General features: G+C 41.5%; 19 protein-coding genes. 5 read left to right on the forward strand and 14 right to left on the reverse strand.

Features of this window, described 5'->3' with window-relative positions:
- Positions 1 to 2: 2 nt before the first annotated feature.
- The 6 genes from bshC to D5F11_RS05775 form a co-directional block, all read right to left on the reverse strand.
- The gene (gene bshC, locus D5F11_RS05755) at positions 3 to 1,631 is read right to left on the reverse strand and encodes a bacillithiol biosynthesis cysteine-adding enzyme BshC (RefSeq protein WP_120115252.1); all 1,629 of its coding nucleotides are present in this window, start codon (positions 1,629 to 1,631) and stop codon (positions 3 to 5) included.
- A gap of 91 nt (positions 1,632 to 1,722) precedes the next feature.
- Entirely contained in the window at positions 1,723 to 2,118 is a 396-nt protein-coding gene (locus D5F11_RS05760; protein ID WP_120115253.1) for a DUF3397 domain-containing protein, read from the reverse strand.
- Positions 2,119 to 2,127: 9 nt separating this feature from the next.
- Positions 2,128 to 3,021: a 2-dehydropantoate 2-reductase gene (locus D5F11_RS05765; RefSeq protein WP_120115254.1), complete on the reverse strand. Its 894-nt coding sequence runs from the start codon at positions 3,019 to 3,021 to the stop codon at positions 2,128 to 2,130.
- 16 nt (positions 3,022 to 3,037) lie between these two features.
- Positions 3,038 to 3,199, reverse strand: coding sequence for a hypothetical protein (locus D5F11_RS26010; RefSeq protein WP_185830520.1), 162 nt, complete (start codon positions 3,197 to 3,199; stop codon positions 3,038 to 3,040).
- Positions 3,200 to 3,940: 741 nt separating this feature from the next.
- Positions 3,941 to 5,479 carry an acyl-CoA carboxylase subunit beta gene (locus D5F11_RS05770; protein ID WP_120115255.1) on the reverse strand — a complete coding sequence of 513 codons (1,539 nt, stop codon included), beginning with the start codon at positions 5,477 to 5,479 and terminating at the stop codon, positions 3,941 to 3,943.
- Between the two features lie 485 nt (positions 5,480 to 5,964).
- Positions 5,965 to 6,189, reverse strand: coding sequence for an acetyl-CoA carboxylase biotin carboxyl carrier protein subunit (locus D5F11_RS05775; protein ID WP_120115256.1), 225 nt, complete (start codon positions 6,187 to 6,189; stop codon positions 5,965 to 5,967).
- Positions 6,190 to 6,378: 189 nt separating this feature from the next.
- On the opposite strand from D5F11_RS05775, the gene D5F11_RS05780 reads away from it, so the two are divergent.
- Positions 6,379 to 6,858: an N-acetyltransferase gene (locus D5F11_RS05780; RefSeq protein WP_120115257.1), complete on the forward strand. Its 480-nt coding sequence runs from the start codon at positions 6,379 to 6,381 to the stop codon at positions 6,856 to 6,858.
- A gap of 68 nt (positions 6,859 to 6,926) precedes the next feature.
- Positions 6,927 to 7,358: a DUF4064 domain-containing protein gene (locus D5F11_RS05785; protein ID WP_185830521.1), complete on the forward strand. Its 432-nt coding sequence runs from the start codon at positions 6,927 to 6,929 to the stop codon at positions 7,356 to 7,358.
- Between the two features lie 223 nt (positions 7,359 to 7,581).
- Here D5F11_RS05785 and D5F11_RS05790 read toward each other — a convergent pair whose 3' ends face one another.
- The 4 genes from D5F11_RS05790 to D5F11_RS05805 all read right to left on the reverse strand — a co-directional run bounded on the left by D5F11_RS05790 (position 7,582) and on the right by D5F11_RS05805 (position 9,804).
- Positions 7,582 to 8,133, reverse strand: a complete 552-nt coding sequence (locus D5F11_RS05790) for an RsfA family transcriptional regulator (protein WP_120115259.1) — start codon at positions 8,131 to 8,133, stop codon at positions 7,582 to 7,584.
- Between the two features lie 73 nt (positions 8,134 to 8,206).
- Positions 8,207 to 8,965 (reverse strand): enoyl-CoA hydratase/isomerase family protein, encoded by a 759-nt coding sequence (locus tag D5F11_RS05795; RefSeq protein WP_120115260.1) that lies wholly within the window; start codon positions 8,963 to 8,965, stop codon positions 8,207 to 8,209.
- An 81-nt stretch (positions 8,966 to 9,046) separates the two neighbouring features.
- A complete protein-coding gene (gene rpmF / locus D5F11_RS05800; RefSeq protein WP_120115261.1) occupies positions 9,047 to 9,220 on the reverse strand; it encodes a 50S ribosomal protein L32 in 174 nt (57 codons plus the stop codon).
- Positions 9,221 to 9,249: 29 nt separating this feature from the next.
- A complete protein-coding gene (locus D5F11_RS05805; protein ID WP_120115262.1) occupies positions 9,250 to 9,804 on the reverse strand; it encodes a YceD family protein in 555 nt (184 codons plus the stop codon).
- 221 nt (positions 9,805 to 10,025) lie between these two features.
- On the opposite strand from D5F11_RS05805, the gene D5F11_RS26015 reads away from it, so the two are divergent.
- A complete protein-coding gene (locus D5F11_RS26015) occupies positions 10,026 to 10,256 on the forward strand; it encodes a hypothetical protein (protein WP_185830526.1) in 231 nt (76 codons plus the stop codon).
- A gap of 17 nt (positions 10,257 to 10,273) precedes the next feature.
- Entirely contained in the window at positions 10,274 to 11,485 is a 1,212-nt protein-coding gene (locus D5F11_RS05810; RefSeq protein ID WP_120115263.1) for a nucleotidyltransferase, read from the forward strand.
- Here the strand turns inward: D5F11_RS05810 and D5F11_RS05815 are convergent, their stop codons facing one another.
- A complete protein-coding gene (locus D5F11_RS05815) occupies positions 11,486 to 12,274 on the reverse strand; it encodes a patatin-like phospholipase family protein (RefSeq protein WP_120115322.1) in 789 nt (262 codons plus the stop codon).
- Between the two features lie 94 nt (positions 12,275 to 12,368).
- Here D5F11_RS05815 and ylbJ point away from each other — a divergent pair, with 94 nt between their 5' ends.
- Complete coding sequence (gene ylbJ, locus D5F11_RS05820; RefSeq protein WP_120115264.1) at positions 12,369 to 13,580, forward strand: sporulation integral membrane protein YlbJ; 1,212 nt, start codon at positions 12,369 to 12,371, stop codon at positions 13,578 to 13,580.
- 1 nt (position 13,581) lies between these two features.
- Here ylbJ and coaD read toward each other — a convergent pair whose 3' ends face one another.
- From coaD to D5F11_RS05835, 3 genes are all read right to left on the reverse strand, one after another.
- Entirely contained in the window at positions 13,582 to 14,067 is a 486-nt protein-coding gene (gene coaD / locus D5F11_RS05825) for a pantetheine-phosphate adenylyltransferase (protein WP_120115265.1), read from the reverse strand.
- On the reverse strand, positions 14,033 to 14,635 hold the full coding sequence (rsmD, locus tag D5F11_RS05830; protein WP_120115266.1) for a 16S rRNA (guanine(966)-N(2))-methyltransferase RsmD: 603 nt from the start codon (positions 14,633 to 14,635) through the stop codon (positions 14,033 to 14,035). The genes coaD and rsmD overlap by 35 nt, the downstream gene beginning before the upstream one ends.
- Before the next feature lie 292 nt (positions 14,636 to 14,927).
- Positions 14,928 to 16,322 (reverse strand): stalk domain-containing protein, encoded by a 1,395-nt coding sequence (locus D5F11_RS05835; RefSeq protein WP_120115267.1) that lies wholly within the window; start codon positions 16,320 to 16,322, stop codon positions 14,928 to 14,930.
- Positions 16,323 to 16,942 lie beyond the last annotated feature (620 nt).

A 16,942-nucleotide genomic window follows, 5' to 3' on the forward strand; every position in this document is an offset into this window, starting at 1 on the left:
ATTTAAATTCTTATAATTTTATGTCTGCCGTCAAACTCATATGGCAAATTTAACAATCCATCGATAAATTTCGTTCCGTATTCATTCAGATAATAAAAGATGTTCCAAATTCTTTCCTGGGGCTGGCCATTTGGTCTGAGCATTTTCTCCACACAAACATATTTGTCCAGCTGGGAGCTATGCTTCTTTGTCATGCTGTCTTCCACTTTTCTCTGCAAAAATTCCAATTGCCTGATTTGCAATGCCAAACTAGTTTCCGCAAGTTGAACATGCCCCCGGTCAATTTCCCCTACTTTTGCAATGATTTTCTGATAATGGTCACTCAATTCTTCTTTCGTATCTTTTATCAGTGACTCAAATCCGCCATCCTTAATGGAAGCCAAAAAACGATTTCGATCTTCAGCTGTTCCTTTTTCCAACACCTTATCAATTGACAAATTTAAGTCAGCAAGATTTCGATCTGTCGTCTTATCGAGAAGTGTAATATTGAGCCTCGGTACAATCGGCGGCATTTGGCTTTCCATTGCCTGAAATGCAGGGAGCAATTCTCCCCAATAGGCAATCTCACCAGGCCCTGCAATAAATGCCAAGGTTGGAAACAACCATTCCTGCATAAGCGGGCGTGTAACGACATTATTACTAAATCTCTCAGGATATGATTCCAGTAGTTCAAATAACTCCAGATCAGTAAATCTCAATTCGTTTGTCTTGCTGACAAATACCTTCTCGATTGGATCGAACTCCAACAGCTCCCGCTCATTTTCATGGTAATAAAATAAGTTCGCCGCGTAATCATCGATTTCAATCGCATTGGAAAAGCCCCTGCTTTGTTTCTTTCTTTGTTGAGAGAGCACGGCATCAGTGATCATTTGCCTGTCATGAATGACTCGGGAGAAAAATGGCTTTTCAAGCTGACGGAGCTTCGGATCAGCAGAGTCAATGAGAAGCAAGCCGTAATCTTTGAAGAAATACATGATCAAATAGGAAAAGAACTCAGTAAAAGTTCTTGTATTTGAGATGGCTTCATCAACGACTGTTAGCATTTCCTTTGTATGGGAACGGTCACCAAAATACGAAAAAATCTGGCTAGTCCATGCTTGCATTTTCTCTTTATCGAAGACAATATGGGAAGCCATCATTTTGCCTGAAAAAGCTTCGTGGTAATTCTTCTTTTTAAAATTCTCTTTCTTCGGGGCAAATATATGATTGATTTCCAAATGGTCATGGTCTTCACCTGCAATCCAAAAGATTGGAACGACAGGCTGCTCCAATTCCTTTTCCTGCTGCTCAGCCAGTTTTATGATTGAAATAATTTTATGTATCGTATATAGGGGGCCAGTCAATAAGCCGGCCTGCTGTCCGCCGATGACTACAACGGATCTGTTGTCCCTGAATTTCTTGAGTGAATGCTGGGTAGCGGCAGAACTTGGAAACTTCTTCATATAATGATCGATGCATTCAGCAATTTCTTCCCGGGCAAATTCCCGTTCCATCAAATCACCATATCGCTGCCGATAAATTGTTTCTTCTTTTATATTATATTGAAAGAAATCTTTTACAGATTCCATATCTTCAATGTAAAGCGAAGCAAAGCGATTTGTTGCCAAAACGGCAGCATTTTCCAATTCCATCTATGTACTTCCTTTCTCCTATCTGTTTCAATCACAAAAAGTATAGCAAACTATATGAATAAATGACATTTTCCTGCTTAAAGCCGCCATACTAGACGCTGAAAATCAAGTTTTTTGCCCTCGTTATAATTCCAAACAAAAGGAGACTGATGTAAAAAACTGAAAACATAAGAAAGTTTAGACGCAGGTAACCTGCAAACACTTTCCAGTAAATGATCTCTTCTCTTGTTTTCCAATGCAAGAAAGTGAAGAACACAGCTGTGATCAGCATGAATAATATAATGACAAACAAATAGGAGCTTTCCCATATGGTCATGATTAAAAAATGAACGGATATAACTAGGATGAATGTAGTTAAATAAATGGCAGCATTTAGCGCTTTTTTATGATTCCTTGTTAATTGTTTAACGATAGTGAATACAACAATGTAGAAAAGGAGTGGCACTGTTATGAATAAGGCTGCTGCTGATGAAAAAAGAGTTCCCACTTTGCTTGCTCATCTCCTTTCCTGTTCAATTCCTTTGACCATGACGTAAGCCATTTGAATGGTCTTAAGCTTGGCCCCTTTTCTTTCTGCCACCTTTAGGATATATCCCAATATAGCATCTATTTCTGTTTTTCTGCCTTCTTGGATATCCTTCAACATAGATGAAGTGTTGTGTTTTGTATTTTTGCAAATACCAATGACCCTATTAAAGACTTCTTCTTTTTCCCCCAGTGGAAAGATTGAATAAATTTCCTCAAACATTAATCTCAATAACTCGTAATAATACGGATTATCAACTAGGCGTCCGTTCTTCACCTGAAAAACCACCGTCAGAGGATTAATCAACGCATTTGCAATCAGTTTATTAATCAGGATTGTGCGATATTCCTCATAGAAGCTGACAGGAAATTGAGGATCAGCACTCATTGGAAAGCTTTTTTCCATCTCATAGGTCCCCTTATAAACTGATACGTTTGTCTGCCCGACTCCATTATGTGAAACAGTCCAGTCATTCAATCTCTTGGCACCGTGCTCCACCGTCGCAACCAAGATAGTCTTTTGCGGCAGAATATTCAAAAGCTCAAGATGCCCCATTCCGTTTTGTATGAAACATAGCGGTATAGCTTTTGAAGCTGAGCTCAGCAAAGTCATTACCTGTGGTAAATCGTATTGCTTTACAGCCACAATCAAAATGTCTTGATCCGAGATGATGCAGTCTCCAAATTTGGCATCAACTGCAATCACTTTTTCCTCTCCATCTTGGAAACAAAGGCGGATTCCCATTTCCTTGATTTTTTGTGCTTGTTCCTCACGTTTTGTAAAAATAGTCACTTCATGGTTCTGTCCCAAATATGCTCCAAACAACAGGCCAATGGAACCTCCACCAATTATACCTACTCGCATCCAATCACCTAATTACTTAATTACTTAAATCAAATGCGCCTTGGCGTATTTGCGCCCAGATTTTATCGAGCTCCGCTCGATAAATTTCCTCTGAAAATCTGCGGCATCCGCCGAAGGCTTTAACTTTATTCAGCCGGGGTTTGAACCCCCGCTGATTTGAATACCAATATGCTTTCATCTCACCACTTACAGAAGTGGGAGACTTCTGCTGAATGAAGTTAAACTTACTATTATTGTTATTTTAGCAAATGAACATTCTCCAGCCTATTCCTTTTCCATAAAAAAATTCCTCTTACTGAAAAAAGAGGAATTTTTTTATTCCGCTATAAGGCCCCAGGTGTAAGATCAAATGCACCTTGGCGTANACTATTATTGTTATTTTAGCAAATGAACATTCTCCAGCCTATTCCTTTTCCATAAAAAAATTCCTCTTACTGAAAAAAGAGGAATTTTTTTATTCCGCTATAAGGCCCCAGGTGTAAGATCAAATGCACCTTGGCGTATTTCCGCCCAGATTTTATCGAGCTCCGCTCGATAAATTTTCTTTGAAAATCTGTGGCATCCGCCGGAGGCTTTAACTTTATTCAGCCGGGGTTTGAACCCCCACTGAATAGAATACTAATATGCTTTCATCTCACCACTTACAGAAGTGGGAGACTTCTGCTAAATGAAGTTAAAACCATGTCAGTTTCTTATTGTCTGGCTCCAGCGACGACGACGGACAGGACGTCCTAGTGCATGCGATGCGACAGGACGTCCTATAGTACATGCGATGCGGCAGGACGCCGCGCTCTGAGCATGCCGCACAAAGGCAGGCGAAGCGTGTCCTAAGCCGGAGCCTTACACTTTGAGGTGACAAAATCACCATGTTCTCTTATCTTGTCAAGATCCACCACCAAACGTTCCTCTATGCTTTTCTCTACACCGGATAAACCGGATGTTTTCTTGTACTAAAAACAACGTCCTTTGTCTCATATAAATCGAATCGGTCAATCAGCGTTCTCCGCAAATCTCCCGGTTCGGTGATTTCATCCACGATCATCTCTGATGCAAGTTTATAAATATCTATATGTTTCTTGTATTCTTCGTGTTTTTCAAAAACAAATTTCCGTCGTTCCTCAGGGTCCTCAATTGCCTCAATTTTATTGGAATATACAGCGTTTACTGCCGCCTCCGGCCCCATAACTGCAATTTGCGCTGTTGGTAATGCAATGCACACATCCGGCTCAAAAGCAGGTCCTGCCATAGCGTATAGCCCCGCTCCATATGCTTTTCGGACAATGACGGATATTTTAGGGACAGTGGCAGAGCTCATTGCCGCGATGAATTTGGCCCCATGCCTGATAATCCCAGCCCTCTCAACTTTGGTTCCTATCATGAAGCCTGGGACATCCGCCAAGAACAATAATGGAATATGATAAGCATCACAGAGCTGGATGAATTTCGCACCTTTATCAGCCGAATCGACAAAAAGAACCCCGCCTTTTACTTTCGGCTGATTCGCAATGATGCCTATTGTGCGACCGCCCATTCTGGCAAAACCAGTGATCAGTTCAGAAGCAAAAAGTTCCTTGATTTCATAGAAACTGCCTTCATCAATAAGGGCATCCACCGCTTCATACATGTCAAAAGGCGCATTTTGGTTTTTAGGGATGATTTCTTCAAGCCCTCTGCCCTGTTTCGGATCTTTTGGTTCAAAGATCTTCGTTTTTTTTGTAAAATTGGCCGGGAAATAAGATAAGTATTTTTGGGCTGCTTTTATAGCTTCTTCCTCTGATTGCGCCAATATGTCCCCGCAGCCGCTTACGGAGCAATGCATTCTCGCTCCACCCATTTCCTCGAGGGTCACTTTTTCGCCAATGACTTTTTCCGCCATCCTTGGAGACCCTAAGTACATGGATGCATTTTTATCCACCATAATCACAATATCGCAAAATGCTGGGATATAGGCACCCCCGGCTGCCGAAGGGCCAAAAAGGATGCACACTTGCGGGACCATCCCGGACAATTTCACCTGATTGTGAAAGATTCTTCCTGCTCCCCTGCGGTTTGGAAACATTTCCAGCTGATCTGTAATTCTGGCGCCGGCTGAATCAACCAAATAAAACAGAGGGACCTTCATCTTTTCTGCAGTTTCCTGCATTCTGATTATTTTTTCAACGGTTTTAGCACCCCAGGATCCTGCTTTGACAGTTGAATCATTGGCAATCACACAAACCGTTTGGCCATTTACTTTTCCTATCGCCGTAACAACTCCATCTGCCGGAAGGTCGCCGGCCTGATAATTGGCAAACAGTCCGTCTTCTTCATAACTTCCTTCATCAAAAAGAATGGACAGTCGATCCCTTACAAACATTTTATTCTGCTGCTTTAATTTCTCGTGGTATTTTTGGCCGCCTCCTGCGTAGACCACACTCTTTCTCTCAAGCAAAATATCTTTGTCTGCCTTTTCAGTCATGTAAGAATCTCTCCTTGATTTCTATTATTCTTAGAAAAACGCAAGGTGCGCAGCCTTAGGCGATAAGCACAAGGCGAATTGCGGGGAGTCACCACAGCAAAGCTGCTAATTTCAATTACATCGTGAAAAGCTTCTTTGAGTATGCTTCATGCAGCTTTGCGACGAGGGAATCATATGCTTCCTTGAATAAGCTGTGCCGCAGGAGCACATTCTTCCTAAATAAACTTCCGCGTGACTTGATCCTTGCGCCGATGGCGCCTGGCCGCCTCAAGCCGCCACATCCTGTGGCTTCGGTGGCACTAGTACTTACTGTACGTCATAGCTAGACATAGAAAAACTTAAATCGAACAAAATATTTATCTGATTTTATACTTTCTTATCTTCCTAGAAAGGTGCAAGCGCCTTGGTCTGTGAGGATAAACAAGTTACTTCCCAAGCAGGCAGTTCCTCAGCCATCAGAGGGAAGCCTCTTGATTCTAATGAGGTTAAGCGCTAGAGCTGGACAGGACAAACAGAGTATCTCCTTCATTAACAAAGTCCCCGGAAGAGACGTTTACTTTAGTTATTTTACCAGCCTCTGGACTTTCAATAGGAATTTCCATCTTCATCGATTCCAAAATCAATACGGTTTGGCCAGGTGATACATTTTCTCCAGCCCCGACTTCAATTTTCCAAACTGTACCTGCCATAGTCGCCTGAATTTCTTTCATTTCTATTCCTCCGTCCCCTCATATTTTCCATAACCTTGATAAAGCTCAGTGAGACAGCCATCATGCCATTGACGATGATGTAATCGCTTCCTATTTACCATTATATCTGAAATTTTTCATGCTTTGTTATATAATGAGATTTAATTACATAATAAAAAAGAAATATATACAGAAAATGGGGATGAAAATATGTCAGAGGAAGTAAAAAAGCTCAGAATCAACTATAAAACAATGGAGGAATTTAAAAAATTCAAAGAATATGGGGCACAGGAATTATCCATGCTGGAGGATTTGCAAGAAAATATCGTTGAAGATGACCTCGATTCTCCGTTTTATGGCATCTATTTTGGGGATAATCTTGCAGCCCGCATGAGCCTGTACAAAAAGGAAGCAAAGTTTGATAAGTATTTTAACCCGCCGCAGGATTACTTGGAGCTGTGGAAGCTGGAGGTTCTCCCGGACTTCCAAGGAAAGGGTTATGGACAGACTCTCGTAGATTATGCAAAAAGCTTTAATATGCCTATTAAAACAAACCCAAGGTTAAACTCCCGCCCGTTCTTTGAAAAGCTGGGCTTCCAAAACGTCAAGTATGATGTAGACAGGGATCTGGGAGAAAATCCGCTGGTCTGGTATCCTGAAGGGGTAACGGAACAAAAAAATAATGACTAAAATGAAACCATGTGTGTCCCTATCCCGTACAACATAAGGTACTTATACAAATATGGGAGGTTTTTTGTTTGAAACGGACAGGAGAAATTGCACTTGGGATCATTGGTATTATTTTAAGTGCGCTGATGTCATTGGGCGGTATCCTACTTATATGGGCCAATCAGTCTAGTGAATTTAAAACAGAGCTGGAAGATCAATTTACCGCGGATCCTACCTTAGAATTCAACGCCGGGGATGTTTCTACGATGCTGGACGCAGTAGGAACTTTTGGCTGGGCTATAGTCGTCGCTTCGATTATCGGTATCATTTTGGGACTAATTGGAGTAATCAGTATCAAAGGAAATAAAAAACCGAAATTAGCCGGATGGATGTTCATCATTGGCGCTTTATTAACAGGTATCATTTCCGTCGGATTCGGATTCTTACCTGCGATTCTATATTTGATAGCTGGTATCATGGCTTTTGCCCGCAAGGCTCCATCTGAATCGCCTGCTTATTAACAGCACCGGGCCGAAACTATTTCGGCCCGGCTCTTTGTTTGTGGGTTAAAGATAACAACAAAAATAAATTGCAAGAAGTTTGATTTTTTCTAGCATATTCTTTTTAACCAAATCAGAAAACAACGCAAACGACAAGTTTATCCATTCAGCTTATAAAAGCTCGCTCCAAAGCCACTGTAAAATGTTCCGCCAGTTTTAAGAGCAAACAGATGAAAGTTTGGTTCTATGCATCAGTGACTTCATAGGCTGTTTCCTTTGCCGCCAGTTTTCTCGCTTTATCCATAATTGACAGTAATGTAGAATATTCCGCTTTCAAATTACCATATTCTCTTCGCAAATTTTCCAATTTCCCATTTAAGTCTTCGTTTTTCTGTCTTAACATCTGGTTTTCCTCTTTCAAAGCACTGTATGATTGAATATTCGCTTCCTGATCCTCCTGTAGCCCATTTAAATAACTGATTACGTCCCTTATTGATAAATGTGTATCGTTTGCCTCACGAATGGCCTCGCTTTCATTCGCTTCATTCAACGTTGAAGAGCCGTTTCTCTGAGCATCTTTCCTCTCTTTTTTTGCCACCGTAATTTCGTTTTGGTATGCTTTTCGCACATAAGAATTCCAGCGAAACCCACAGGCCGCTGCTGTTCTGGCCAATTTAGCCCCAGCCTCTTTAAATGCCTTCAATTGAGTGCTTCCTTCCCTTATATGTGAAAGGACCAAATCTGCAAGTAGTCTATCTTCTTCGGCAGTCCATGCATCCTGTCTTCCAGTTGCCAATGAAATCACTCCTGACTTTTTAACACATACATATGCACATAATAGAAAAGATAGACTAACGAGCAATTGATATTTATCGTTTTAGAAAACTCGATACAACCTGATGATGCTCATCTTTTGCCCAAAGTACCGCACAACGTCTGATTTCTTGGTCCATCCGCTGCTTTAAATTACTTGCATGAAATTTTTCAATCAGAGACTCTTTATACGATTTCAATACGCCCGCTTCCTTTGAAAGAATATCTTCCATAAATTTCTCCAGCGCATGAAGGGAATTCCCTTCATAAATCTCATTGATGAAGCCGAAACTTTTTAATTCTTGCGCAGACAGTACCTGCGCTTCTGTCAAGATTTGCAAGGCCCGTGATGGATTCATCTTTTCGTAAAGAAGACTTGCTCCTCCCCACCCAGTCGTAATGGCAAGATTCGCCTGGATGAACCCAGCATCCGTCCCTGCTTTCGCTATCCTCATATCACAAGCTGTAGCCAACTCACATCCTCCTCCCAGTGCCGACCCATTCAAGACAGCAACAGTCGGTTTAGGCAGAATGGCAAGGCGATATAGCAAGTTTCCCATTCTGGACAACATCGCATAAGCTTGTTCCTCTGTTATTAGACTATGAAATTGCACCACATCTCCACCGGAGCAAAAAGAACGTTCTCCTTCACCTATAATAGCTACTGCTTTTATGGAAGGGTCTCCTTCTGCTTCATTCAGCATCAAATCCAACCCATCCATGACTTCATAGTTTATGGCATTCCTTTTTTCAGGCCGATTGATTTTCCATACAAGCAAACCGTTCTCATATTTTGTAGAAGAATATGCTTTCACCTTATTCTCCCCCTTTTCACATTCAAAAAAATTCTGGAAAACAAAAAACGTGAAGGACTGAATCTCTTCACGTTTTTTGAATTAGTTATTTACAACTGATTTTCCTTTATAAGTTCCGCACTCTTTGCAGACACGATGGGCAAGTTTCGCTTCACCGCAATTTGGGCACTCTACCATTCCTGGTACATCCAATTTGAAGTGAGTACGACGTTGTCTTTTAGCCGTCTTAGACGTTCTTCTTTTTGGTACTGCCATTCTTCCCACCTCCTTAAAGCTGTTAAATATTATCTTTGTTTTTCATCTTCGTCTTTTTGAAGCAATTTTGCCAGATCGGCAAGGCGCGGGTCAATTTTTTTCTTTTCACGCTCTCTCACCTCATACAGCTGATCCTCTGTCAATACTTTCCAATCCTGACCGGATGGTAACGAAGAGCTTTCTTCTACCTCTGGCGAAAACACTTGGATGGGAACTTCCAGAAGAACCAGTTCATGAACGACAGGCTTTAGATCAATGACTCCGCCTACAATCTCATGAATCTCTTCATTCTCATCGACCTGATAATTGAGCGGATTCAATGAAAAGGTCTCGATAGAATGAATATCAAATGGGTATTCCACATCTGCCAAGGTTCTGGAACATGGCAAAATGAATGCCCCTGTAATGTGAAGATGGAAAGCCGCCTTATCAGAATCGACATCCGCTCTTCCTTGGACTCGGATGGGAGAAACCTCTCTAATCTCAGAATCCGCTTTTTTCAGTTCTTCGGCAAGATCGATCGTCTTGTCAAATGTCATTGCCTCGTACTGATATTTATGTAATTCGGCAACGGTCCATTTCATTATGATCACCTCTAGGCAACAAAAGTAATTATAGCTTTGGTCATACTGTTTGTCAATAAAATCTTCTTTACACTTAATGAAATTTAAGTTCATTCTTTACTTTACCCAATTTAGGACAATTGAACACTGTTCATCCATTTACAAAGTAGACCATAGCTCATACAACTTTAATGAAATAAGCATAGATTATCCGGAATTTAATTTTATGAGAGGTGAAAAATTTGAAAAAGGAAGACAGACAGCTTCCGATCCCTGGCGGATATCCGGGGTATGGAGGTTATCACGGGTACGGCGGCTATCCAGGTTATGGATATCATCATGGCACTATGGCTATCAAGCATACGGCCACGGATATTACGGTCATAGAGACGACGAATGTACATATAAGAGGAGGCTTCTCCTCTTATATGTTACAATTTTTAAAAATCCAGTATGATAACAAAGAATTATAGAGGGGGAGTCGATTGGAATGAAAAGCGTTGGGATCGTAGCTGAATACAATCCATTTCACAATGGACACTTGTATCATTTATCACAATCAAAAGAAGTATCAAAAAGTGAGGTTGCCATCGTAGTCATGAGCGGAAACTTTTTACAAAGGGGGGAGCCCGCCATCGTTTCTAAATGGGCAAGGACAAAGATGGCTCTACTGGCAGGTGCCGATATTGTCATAGAACTCCCCTATGCGTTTGCTGTTCAAAAAGCAGAAACGTTCGCTTTGGGTTCTGTTTATTTGCTTGATGCACTGAAATGCAGCTCTATCTGTTTCGGCAGTGAGTCGGGAAGCATTGACCCCTTTTTACATACAATGGAACTTCTCAAGGAGCAGGAAGATCTATATAACCAAAAGATCAAATCTTATATAAAAGAGGGAGTGAGTTATCCGAAGGCCCTTTCTCTTGCTTTCTCGGATCTTGAAAAAAATAAAGACTCGGTTGACTTATCAATGCCAAATAATATTTTGGGCTATCATTACATTTCAGCCGCTGACAAATTAAATTCAAGTATGCAGTTTTTTACAATAAAGCGCAATACAGCGGAACATAATGATCAAACAATCCATGATGATCGAATTGCGAGTGCAACCTCTATCCGGAAGCTGATAAGAGAGGAAGGTAATTTAAACCGCATGCGTCCCTATGTTCCGGAAAGCACATTCGCCGAAATGAATGTTTACTATAATACATATGGACACTTTCATGACTGGGAAGATTATTGGCCCTATTTGCAGTATCGCCTCATTACCATGGGCGAAGAAGAATTAAATCAGATGTACGATATTGAAGAAGGACTTCCTTATCGTCTTCAAAAGGCTGCACAGACTGCTGAAAACTTTCAATCTTTTATGGAATTGATCAAAACAAAGCGCTACACATGGACACGATTGCAAAGAATCTGCACCCATGCTTTGACAAATACTTCAAAAGCCGATATAAAATCCGTTGGGGAGACACCAGGATATATTCGCTTGCTTGGAATGTCAGCTAACGGCAGAGAGTATTTAAACAAGGTAAAGAAGGATTTATCTTTGCCTCTCGTTTCAACGGTTTCCTCTTTCCCGCAGGACCTGCTAGCACTCGACCGGAAGGCGGCACTTGTGTACTCCCAAGTATTAAAAGAGCCTGCTAGAAGCAGGCTGTTATCCATGGAATATGCTCAGCCTCCTATCATGGCCGATTAATCAGGGATTTTCTTTATGCCATCTTTGAATTGCTCTTTGGATCAACGGCAATTTTAATAAGGTGGCTTCTTCCCCCATTTCGATAATCTCACCGATATTTTTAAAAGCCTTTGTGCTTAAATGCTCCACAGGGGGCAAAATCATGACATCAGACTCCACCTCCCTTGCAGCAATAATTTCCTGCTGCAGTATATCCAAACTCTGCATGATTACATCATACACCGTAAGAATCTCCGCACGCCGATTCACTCTTGAAACATCCACCCCAATCACAATATTTGCTCCCATTTCTTTTACAGTTGTTACTGGAACCCGATCCGACACCCCGCCATCGACCATGAGCCTGCCGTCTATTTTCTCAGGTACAAATACACCGGGAATGGAAATACTGGCTCTCACAATTTCAGGAATGGGCCCCTTCTTGAACACGACTTTTTCGCCGGTCTGTAAATCCGTCGCAATGACAGCGACAGGAATATCCAAATCTTCAATCTGCTTTCCCTGCATGAACAGGCGGATTAAATTCTTCACTCTATTCCCCGCAATAAACCCCATTTTCGGGACTGTGAAATCTATATAGTACTGTCTTTTAAAAGCTTTCGATAATTTTATAAGCTGGCTGATATCATGGCCAAAGCCATAAAAACATCCTATTAGCGCTCCCATGCTGCTGCCTGCAATCATATCTACGGGGATGGAATGATCTTTTAGAACTTTAAGTACTCCCAAATGGGCAAAACCCCTTGCACCCCCAGATCCGAGTGCAAGGCCGATTTTCGGTCTTTTCAACATTCACCGCCCCCTTTGCCCCATTTTATGGTCTAAAAGGATAGCCTATGAGTATATTGGTTATGTAGGGTTCCTTGGACAAGGAGGGCTGAACTTGAACTTATCAAAAATAAAAACCGTTTTCCTTGCTGTAATGGTAACATCAATGGCCGCTTCCATGGTCCTTCTTCCGGAAAAATCTTTTGAAGCATCCGTCCGCGGCCTCAACATGTGGTGGGAAATCGTCTTTCCATCCCTATTTCCTTTTTTTGTACTTTCCGAGTTGCTGATAGGGTTTGGAGTCGTAAAATTTATGGGAGTGTTGCTTGAACCGTTAATGAGGCCACTTTTCAGGGTTCCTGGTGTTGGGGGATTCGCCTGGGCGATGGGGATGGCTTCTGGTTTTCCTGCTGGGACAAAAATAACCGCACGGCTACGCCAAGAGGGGCATTTAACGCGTGATGAAGCAGAGAGGCTTGTATCTTTTACAAATTGCTCAAGTCCTCTTTTTATTTTCGGTGCCGTTTCAATAGGTTTTTTTCATAATCCAAAGCTTGGCTTCCTTTTGGCTTTAACCCATTATATAGGCAATTTCTCTGTAGGAATCATCATGAGAAATTTCGGTAAAAAAAGGCCCAAAAGTGAAATGCCAACTTATAAACGGCCGCTTTTGACCGAAGCTTTGTCCGCTTTGCATCAAACTAGACTGAAAAATAAAAAGCCGATCGGAAAGCTGGTAGGGGATGCTGTCATTTCATCCATCCACACATTACTTATGATCGGCGGTTTTATTATATTATTTTCTGTAGTAAACAAGCTGTTGTTTCACATGCATGTTACAGCGTTTCTGGCAAAATTGGTAGAAGGTATCTTAATGATTTTCCATCTGCCAACGTCTTTAAGCATCCCTTCTATTGCCGGTATTTTCGAGATTACTCTCGGAAGCCAGATGACCAGCCAGATACAAGATGCAACCCTTATGCAACAGGCCATTATGGCTAGCTTTATTCTCGGGTTCAGCGGTTTCAGTGTACAAGCGCAGGCCGCGAGCATACTTGCCCAAACTGATATCCGTTTCCGCCCTTTCTTTATAGCCAGGATTCTTCATGGTTTTTTGGCCGGTTTTTTTACTTTCATTTTTTGGAAGCCATTCGAACAAAGGTTTTTGAGCGGCCAATCCATGTCCACTCCGGTATTTTTTCAGAAGCATGACATTTGGTGGGAAAATGTGCTTAATTGGTTAAAGCAATTTGGGCCTCTTTTCACCATTTTTATGTTATTGATTTGCATAGCGGTCTATGTACAGAAAATCGAATCAAAAAACTAGTCTAGCTATGGTCGAATTTCTCTTTTAAAGCTTTTTCCACTTCCCATGGAACGAGTTCTGATATGTCCGCATTATATTTCGCTACTTCTTTCACTATGCTCGAACTTAAAAAAGAGTACTGGTTATTGGTCATAATAAAAAACGTTTCAATATTTTCATTCAGAACCCTGTTCATTGAAGTGATCTGCATTTCATACTCAAAATCTGAGACCGCTCTCAATCCTCTTATGATTGCATTGGCATGGATGCTTTTGGCGTAATCGACAAGAAGACCATTAAATGAATCTACTTTGACATTTTTTATATCTTTTGTCACTTTCTTAATTAATTCTGTTCTTTCATCTGTTGAAAACAACGGCTTCTTGGACGAGTTACTTAAAACAACGACGTACACTTCATCAAAAACTTTTGCTCCACGCCGAATAATGTCCAGATGTCCGTTAGTCACCGGATCAAAGCTCCCCGGGCATACTGCGATGCTCGTCATCTTGCTCCCCCTCTTTTTCCTCATGAATATACATAGTAAGACTGCTCATTCCATAGCTGGCGCTTTTCACCTGCTCCAGCTCGCCAATCGTATCCGGAAGGATCACTTCGGGGTCATGCTCGCAAATGATACAGCCTGACTCCTTCAGCAAAGACTTTTTCTCTATCATTTCCAATAACATATTTAGCTTTTGTCTTTTATATGGCGGATCTAAGAAAATCAGATCAAATTGCAGGTTCCTTTTGACAATGGCTCTTAATGCGCGTTCTGAATCATTATTGTAAATCTCGCATTTATCGTCCATGCCACACATGGAAACATTCGTCTTGACTGTTTGGATAGCTTGTTTATTATTGTCCACAAAAACAACTAAATCCATGCCCCTGCTCAGCGCCTCTAGACCGACACCGCCGCTGCCTGCGTATAAATCAAGGCAAGATCCCCCAGAAAAATAGGGACCGATCCAATTAAAAATCGTTTCTTTCATTTTATCGGTAGTAGGCCTTGTTGACTTGCCTGGAACCGACTTCAGCTTCCTGCCTTTGCAAGTGCCTGATATTATCCTCATATTCGTCACCATTCGTCCTGTATTGTCGCTTTTTATACTAACACAAAAGTTTTCTACAATCTATATTAATCAAGTGAGACTTTACACCTACATGATTGATTGCATAAGACATGTATAAAAGTTTTGTTAACGGTGATAATATGGATAACAACATCGCAGCAGATGTTGTTGCCAACCGCGGAGAAGACTTACGCTTCCCCATAAGTTCTTCCTCCGGTTTCTCCTCTCCCTTTGCCTTCTATCCGTTTATACGGAAAATAGAAGGACCCTGCAGTGTATTCTGCAGGGTTTTTTAATGTATATTAATTTCCTGACTATTTTCCTCCACTTCCAAATCAAACAGTCCCTTAAGTGCAGCTGTATCAAAATAGACTTCATTATGGTCCATAGAAAACGGGTTCCGCTGAAAACCAAATTGCTGCCCGTTTTTAAAGAATAATTTCTTTGAAAAAATAAAGTGATACTTATCACCATTTTTACCAATCATCAACTCTTTTGGCTTGGATGAATCCAATACATGAAAGCCAAGCATTTCGATCAATGGGACAAAGGATATATAGGTCCGATCATTTTGGAGTAAAATGTTTATTTTGTCAGCTTTTTTGCCGTTTATATATATTTTCCGTTTATCTAAAAAGTAAAACGGCTGGAACGGCTTGCTCATATCAGCGTTTTTTTGAAAAAAATCAGTTTTAATTCCCGCAGTATCTTCAAGCAATTCATCGAGCAGCTGACTAGTAATAGTTTTTGAATCTGTCGAGAGAATGTTTTCCAACCAGCGATCTGCTTGTTCTTTGGTTAACACCGAGAAGATTGTTTCCCGCATTTTTTCCACCTTGTTACTATGGGCAGGCGTATGAGTTAGAGAAGAAACAAGCAAATCGAGCATCCACTCTTTTTCATCCGTGAAAGAAAGCTTTTTTGCAAGCAGCAGGCTAGCAAGCTGTTTTTCCACATTTTTTTTCCCCCCCGGTACGAAGATCAGCTTGTCTGTTTCGGTAAGCTCGCTAATATTGTTCGACATGATCACAAATATTTTCTCGTCAGGAACGAGCTTTTCAAATATAGATCGTTTTAACGAAGGCTTACCTTCTGAGTAAATGGTGAGATGCTGATTCATTTCCATTGGCACGAGAGCTTGCTCTTGCCAAAATAGCGGAGGTATTAATCCTTCTGCCTTAAATACATAATAGTCAAGGCCTTCCATTTTTTCTTTTCCAGCTAAATCCGCCCCTGTTGCCCAGCTGCCATTTCGCCAATTTTGTTCTGTCAACTGGATACGTGTAGAAGCGCTTGGTGCCTCTTTAATCGTTATTCCCCAATCCTCCAGCAAGAAGCTGTTAACCTTCATGGGGGCTTTAAGCTTATATGTAAAAGTCAGAGGGCCTTCCTTGACCTTTAATTGGCTGTTTTTTCCATCCTCCCATTTGCAGACATGATCCTCTCCCAATTGACAATCGATATCTTTTGCTTTTGGTGGGTAGTGTATATGGTATTTTCCTTCCGGAAGATTTTCGATAGACTGTTTTATCACAAATTCGTCTTGCGTATGCCGAATAGTAAATGTTTGTTCAATATTCAACACAGCCGCATCTTCTACAGAATGATAGCCTTTCCACTGAATGAACAATATACAACCTATAACAAACGCAAGAAACAATGAAAAGCGAATAATCCTTTTAGTCAAACTACTCTCCCCCATTATAAGAAAAGCGAAAGGCGCACAACCTTAGGCGACAAGCACAAGGCGAATTGCGAGGAGGCGGTTCCTCAGCCACCACAGCAAAGCTGCTAATTTCAATCCTGAAAAGTTTCCTTGAGAATGCTTCATGCAGCTTTTCAACGAGGAAAACATATCCTTCCTTGAATAAGCTGTGTCGCAGGAGCACATTCTTCCTGAATAAACTTCCGCGTGACTTGATTCTTGCGCCGATGGTGCTGTACGTCGGCTGGCTCAAGCAGCGACGTCCTATCGCTTCGCTTGCACTAGCACATCCTTGTGCGTCAGCAGAATCAAAACGAGACTTCCTGTCGCTTCGCTTGCACTAGCACATCCCTGTGCGTCAGCAGGATCAAAACGAGACTTCCTGTCGCTTCGCTGCACTAGCACATCCCTATGCGCCGGCAGGCTCAGAACGCGGCATCCTGCAGCTTTGCTTGCGCTAGCACATCCCTGTGCGTCAAAGTCTATGTTAACCTATTGTAGTGAAGTTTGTTAGTCGCTGAGCGCTAGAACTGGACATCTATATCATCTAAATTTGTATTTTGCTCACCACTTAAAGAAAGCGGCCCTGTTATGGGCCGCTT

It is taken from the genome of Siminovitchia terrae, assembly GCF_003605405.2.
GTDB classification, from domain to species: Bacteria; Bacillota; Bacilli; order Bacillales; family Bacillaceae_C; genus Siminovitchia; species Siminovitchia terrae.

Bases quoted from the DNA above. Each gene is read 5' to 3' on its own strand.
- D5F11_RS05770 (WP_120115255.1), bottom strand. From the start codon at position 5,479: ATGACTGAAAAGGCAGACAAAGATATTTTGCTTGAGAGAAAGAGTGTG.
- bshC (WP_120115252.1), bottom strand. From the start codon at position 1,631: ATGGAATTGGAAAATGCTGCCGTTTTGGCAACAAATCGCTTTGCTTCG.
- rpmF (WP_120115261.1), bottom strand. From the start codon at position 9,220: ATGGCAGTACCAAAAAGAAGAACGTCTAAGACGGCTAAAAGACAACGT.
- D5F11_RS05765 (WP_120115254.1), bottom strand. From the start codon at position 3,021: ATGCGAGTAGGTATAATTGGTGGAGGTTCCATTGGCCTGTTGTTTGGA.
- D5F11_RS05805 (WP_120115262.1), bottom strand. From the start codon at position 9,804: ATGAAATGGACCGTTGCCGAATTACATAAATATCAGTACGAGGCAATG.
- D5F11_RS05775 (WP_120115256.1), bottom strand. From the start codon at position 6,189: ATGAAAGAAATTCAGGCGACTATGGCAGGTACAGTTTGGAAAATTGAA.
- D5F11_RS26010 (WP_185830520.1), bottom strand. From the start codon at position 3,199: ATGAAAGCATATTGGTATTCAAATCAGCGGGGGTTCAAACCCCGGCTG.
- D5F11_RS05810 (WP_120115263.1), top strand. From the start codon at position 10,274: ATGAAAAGCGTTGGGATCGTAGCTGAATACAATCCATTTCACAATGGA.
- D5F11_RS05780 (WP_120115257.1), top strand. From the start codon at position 6,379: ATGTCAGAGGAAGTAAAAAAGCTCAGAATCAACTATAAAACAATGGAG.
- rsmD (WP_120115266.1), bottom strand. From the start codon at position 14,635: ATGAGGATAATATCAGGCACTTGCAAAGGCAGGAAGCTGAAGTCGGTT.
- coaD (WP_120115265.1), bottom strand. From the start codon at position 14,067: ATGACGAGCATCGCAGTATGCCCGGGGAGCTTTGATCCGGTGACTAAC.